Origin of the sequence: Streptomyces sp. 150FB, from assembly GCF_000818195.1 — a bacterium.
In the GTDB taxonomy this organism is placed as follows: domain Bacteria; phylum Actinomycetota; class Actinomycetes; order Streptomycetales; family Streptomycetaceae; genus Streptomyces.
In genome coordinates this window covers 5,384,575-5,388,723 of sequence record NZ_JTHL01000001.1, presented here as the reverse complement: position 1 = coordinate 5,388,723, position 4,149 = coordinate 5,384,575, and the positions used below count along the sequence as shown (strand labels likewise).

Below are 4,149 nucleotides of genomic sequence, written 5' to 3'. Positions count from 1 at the left end.
CGAGCGGCTCGCCGCCCTCGCCACCGACTCAGGAGCGCGGTACGACCTCGACGAGTCCGCCGACATGTACGGCGACGGTGTGGTGGCCGAGCTGGAGCGGCGCGTGGCCGATCTGCTCGGTTTCCCGGCCGCCGCCTTCTTCCCGACGGGCACGATGGCGCAGCAGGCGGCGCTGCGCGCCTGGGCGGGCCGTACGGGCAATCCGGTCGTCGCGCTGCATCCGCTCGCCCACCCCGAAGTGCACGAACTCGACGCGCTCTCGGTCGTCAGCGGCCTGCGCACGGTCCACACGAACGACGAGCCGCGCCCGCCGGACGCCGACGAGATCCGGAACCTGGCAGAGCCGTTCGGCACGCTGATGCTTGAGCTGCCACTGCGGGACGCCGGGTTCGTCCTGCCGTCGTGGGACGAGCTGGTCTCCGTCGTGGAGGCGGCGCGCGAGCGGGACGCCGTGGTGCACTTCGACGGCGCGCGCCTCTGGGAGTGCACCACGCACTTCGGCCGCCCGCTCGCCGAGATCGCCGGGCTGGCCGACAGCGTCTACGTGTCCTTCTACAAGTCGCTCGGCGGCATGTCGGGCGCGATGCTCGTGGGGCCGGAGGGGATGGTCGAGGAGGCGCGGACCTGGCGCCACAGGTACGGCGGCCAGGTCTTCCAGCAGTTCCCCGCCGCCCTCGCGGCGCTGGCGGGTCTGGAGCGCGAGCTGCCGCGCCTGCCCTCGTACGTGGCGCACGCGCGTGTCGTGGCGGGCGCGGTCGCCGAGGGGCTCGCCGCTTCGGAGGTGCCGTGGTTCCGCGTCCATCCGCAGGTGCCGCACACCCACCAGTTCCAGGTGTGGCTGCCGTACGCCGCCGAGGTGCTGAACGAGGCGTCGGTGCGGCAGGCGGAGGAGACGAAGGTCGCGCTGTTCCGCCGCTGGTCCGCGGCGGCTTCGGGGCCGCCGGGCGTCTCCCGTACGGAGCTGACCGTGTCCGGGCCCGGCCTGGAGTGGACCGAGGACGACGTGCGCGGGGCGCTGGCCGAGTTCGTGAAGCGGGTGGCGGAGGAGCAGGCGCGGGCCGGGTCGTAGGGGACGCTCCGGCTTCAGTCGCGCCGGATGTGCCGGACGCCGACCCTCAGCCGCCGCAGCCGGTGCCGCAGCCGCCCGTCCGTGTTCGGTTCCGGCCGCAGCCCGGCCGAAGCGGCGATCCGCTCGGCGACCCGCGGAACGGTGAGCGCGTCCGTACGGATGTGCTCGGCGAAGCGCGGCGCCGCCAGCCGTTCCAGGCAGTCGTCGAGCCTCTCCACGGCGAAGCTCTCGCGCCGCAGGCCGCGTCCGAGGCCCCGCTCGGTCAGCCGCCGCAGTACGGTCGCGCGCTCGGCGAGCAGCGCGAAGTGGTGGACCGCGTGGCCGTTCTCACGCAGCCTCCCAAGGATGTCGTCGACATAGCCGTCGTCCACGAGGGTCATCGGGACGATCACGGGTCCGCCGCCCGCCGCCCGGCGGCCGCTCGCGCAGGGCCAGGTCGAGTACCTCGTACACGCCCTGCCGCCAGGCCGGCAAGTCCTGGAAGTCGCCGCGCAGTTCGGCGGGCAGCATCCGGTGCGGTCCGAAGCCGACATGTTCCGGGTCGCAGACGACGCTGCCGGGCAGCCGTCGCAGGAGTTCGTACGCGGTCTGGGTCCTGCCACCGCCGAAGGGGCCGTTGATCCACAGGAGCACCCGGCTCAGCCTGTACCGCCGCCTCCGGCCCGCACAAGACCCGACTCGTAGGCGAGGACGACGACCTGGACGCGGTCGCGCAGCCCCAGCTTGGTGAGGATGCGGCCGACATGGGTCTTCACCGTCGCCTCGGAGAGCACCAGCCGGCCGGCGATCTCGCCGTTCGACAGGCCCTGCGCGACCAGCAGCATCACCTCGCGTTCGCGTTCGGTCAGCCGGTCGATCTCCTTGTGCCGGGGCTTGGTCGCGCTCGGCAGCATCGAGGAGAAACGGTCGAGCAGCCGTCGCGTCGTGGACGGCGCGACCACGGCGTCACCGCTGTGCACGGAGCGGATCGCGTTCAGCAGTTCGTTCGGCGGGACGTCCTTGAGCATGAAGCCGCTGGCGCCCGCCTTGAGCCCGGTGAAGGCGTATTCGTCGAGGTCGAAGGTGGTGAGTATGAGGACCTTCGGCGCTTCGGGCTCCGCGCAGATACGGCGGGTCGCCTCGACGCCGTCCATGCGGGGCATCCGTACGTCCATCAGTACGACGTCCACGGCGGTCGAGCGGAGCACCTCGATCGCCTCGGCTCCGTCCCCGGCCTCGGCGACGACATCCATGTCGGGCTGCGCCGCCAGCACCATGCGGAAACCGGTGCGAAGCAGCATCTGATCGTCGACGAGCATCACACGGATCGACATGTGCGGGTTCCTGTCCGGTAGACGTGCGGGTGGGGGGTGCGGGTGCGCGGGCGGGGGGTGATCGCGCTAGTGCGCGGTTTTGAGCGGGAGCAGCGCGCTGATCCTGAAGCCTCCACCGGGGCGCGGCCCGGCGTCCAGCGTGCCGCCGACCATGCCGACCCGTTCACGCATGCCGATGAGCCCGTGACCACGGCCGTCGGCGCCCCCGTCCTCGTACATCTCGTGGGTCGCGCCCCGCCCGTCGTCCTCGACGAGCAGCCCGAGCCCGTCGTCGAAGTAGACGAGGCGGACGCTGGTGCCGACGTCGGGGCCGCCGTGCTTGCGGCTGTTGGTGAGGGCCTCCTGCACGATGCGGTACGCGGTCAGCTCGACGCCGCTGGGCAGCGGCCGCGCTGTGCCCTCGATCTTGAAGTCCACGGTGGTGCCCGTCTTGCGCACCTGCTCGACCAGGTCCTCGATCTGCTGGACGTCGGGCTGCGGTACGTACTCCCCGCTCTCCCTGGCGTCGCCCGTCCGCAGCACGCCCAGCAGCCTGCGCATCTCCGCGAGCGCCTGCCTGCCGGTGCTGGAAATGGTCTCCAGGGCCTGCTTCGCCTGGTCGGGCGCCGCGTCCAGGACATAGGCGGCGCCGTCGGCCTGGACGACCATCACCGAGACGTTGTGGGCCACCACGTCGTGCAGCTCACGGGCGATCCTGGCCCGCTCGGCGGCGACCGCCACCTTCGCCTGCGCCTCGCGCTCCTTCTCCAGGCGGGAGGCGCGCTCCTCCAACTGGTCGAAGTAGGCGCGCCGGGTGCGCATGGAGTCGCCGAGCACCCAGGCGAGGACGAACGGCACGCTCAGCACCACGGTGAAGAAGATCCGGGTGACGACGCTCCCGCCGTCCATCAGCCACCGGACCTGCGCCAGCGGGGCGGCGAGAATGCCGCCGATCAGCGCGAGCCGGGACGCCCAGCGTGGCCGGCCCTGCACGGAGACGGTGTAGATGATCACCAGCATCGCGAAGTCCGCCGGATTGACCTTGACGTTCAGCGCGAGCTGGACGACGCCCAGGGCGACCACCAGCAGCAGCGTCCTGGCCGGTGATATCCGGCGCAGTGCGACAGCCAGGCTGTACAGCAGTACGACGCCCAGCGCCGTCAGACGCGCGACGGCGCCGGTCTGTGCGGAGAGCGCCCACAGCGAAGAAGGCCCCAGGAGCACGACGGCCCAGAAGGCGTCGACGCCCGTCGGGTGTCTGCGGAGGAAGGCGTAGAGGCGCTGCACGTAACCCAGCGTAGGGATGTCGAAAAGGCCGAGGAGTCAACCGGAGGGTCGATCCGGTCGGCGGCAGCCTACTCCCCAAGGTGGAGACTGACGCGCGTGACGGATGAGACTGCGAAGCACCCCGGCCGGAAGCCCGGGAATTCCGGGCCGCCGGCCGGCGGCGACGGCCCGGGTGCCAGGGGCTGGCGCCCGGCGGCCGAGGACGCGCTGTACGGCCCCGGCGGCTTCTACGTGCGGCCCGGCGGCCCGGGACCGGCCGGTCACTTCTGTACCTCCGTGGGCGCGTCCCCGCTCTTCGCCGCCGCCGTCGCCCGGCTGCTGGTGGGGACGGCGCGGGCGCTCGGCACGGACGAGGTGGCGATGGTCGATGTCGGGGCGGGGCGCGGGGAGTTGCTGACCGGCGTGCTGGCCGCCGTCCCGCCGGGGCTGCGGGTGCGGGCGTACGCCGTCGAACGCGCGGCGCGGCCCGGGGGTCTCGACCCGCGCATCGAGTGGCTGGGG

General features: G+C 72.6%; 3 protein-coding genes and 2 pseudogenes. 2 read left to right on the top strand and 3 right to left on the bottom strand.

Annotated features, from left to right (window positions below; translation table 11 throughout):
* The coding region (locus tag QR77_RS23210; RefSeq protein WP_063798067.1) for a beta-eliminating lyase-related protein at nucleotides 1–1,069 on the top strand (1,069 nt) is incomplete at its 5' end.
* A 14-nt stretch (nucleotides 1,070–1,083) separates the two neighbouring features.
* Here the strand turns inward: QR77_RS23210 and QR77_RS23205 are convergent.
* From QR77_RS23205 to QR77_RS23195, 3 genes and pseudogenes are all read right to left on the bottom strand, one after another.
* Nucleotides 1,084–1,702 (bottom strand): annotated as a pseudogene (locus tag QR77_RS23205) (ATP-binding protein).
* 5 nt (nucleotides 1,703–1,707) lie between these two features.
* A complete protein-coding gene (locus QR77_RS23200) occupies nucleotides 1,708–2,382 on the bottom strand; it encodes a response regulator transcription factor (RefSeq protein WP_040024064.1) in 675 nt (224 codons plus the stop codon).
* 66 nt (nucleotides 2,383–2,448) lie between these two features.
* Nucleotides 2,449–3,648 carry a sensor histidine kinase gene (locus QR77_RS23195; RefSeq protein ID WP_040024062.1) on the bottom strand — a complete coding sequence of 400 codons (1,200 nt, stop codon included), beginning with the start codon at nucleotides 3,646–3,648 and terminating at the stop codon, nucleotides 2,449–2,451.
* Between the two features lie 207 nt (nucleotides 3,649–3,855).
* Here QR77_RS23195 and QR77_RS23190 point away from each other — a divergent pair.
* Nucleotides 3,856–4,149 (top strand): annotated as a pseudogene (locus tag QR77_RS23190) (hypothetical protein); the annotation flags it as partial.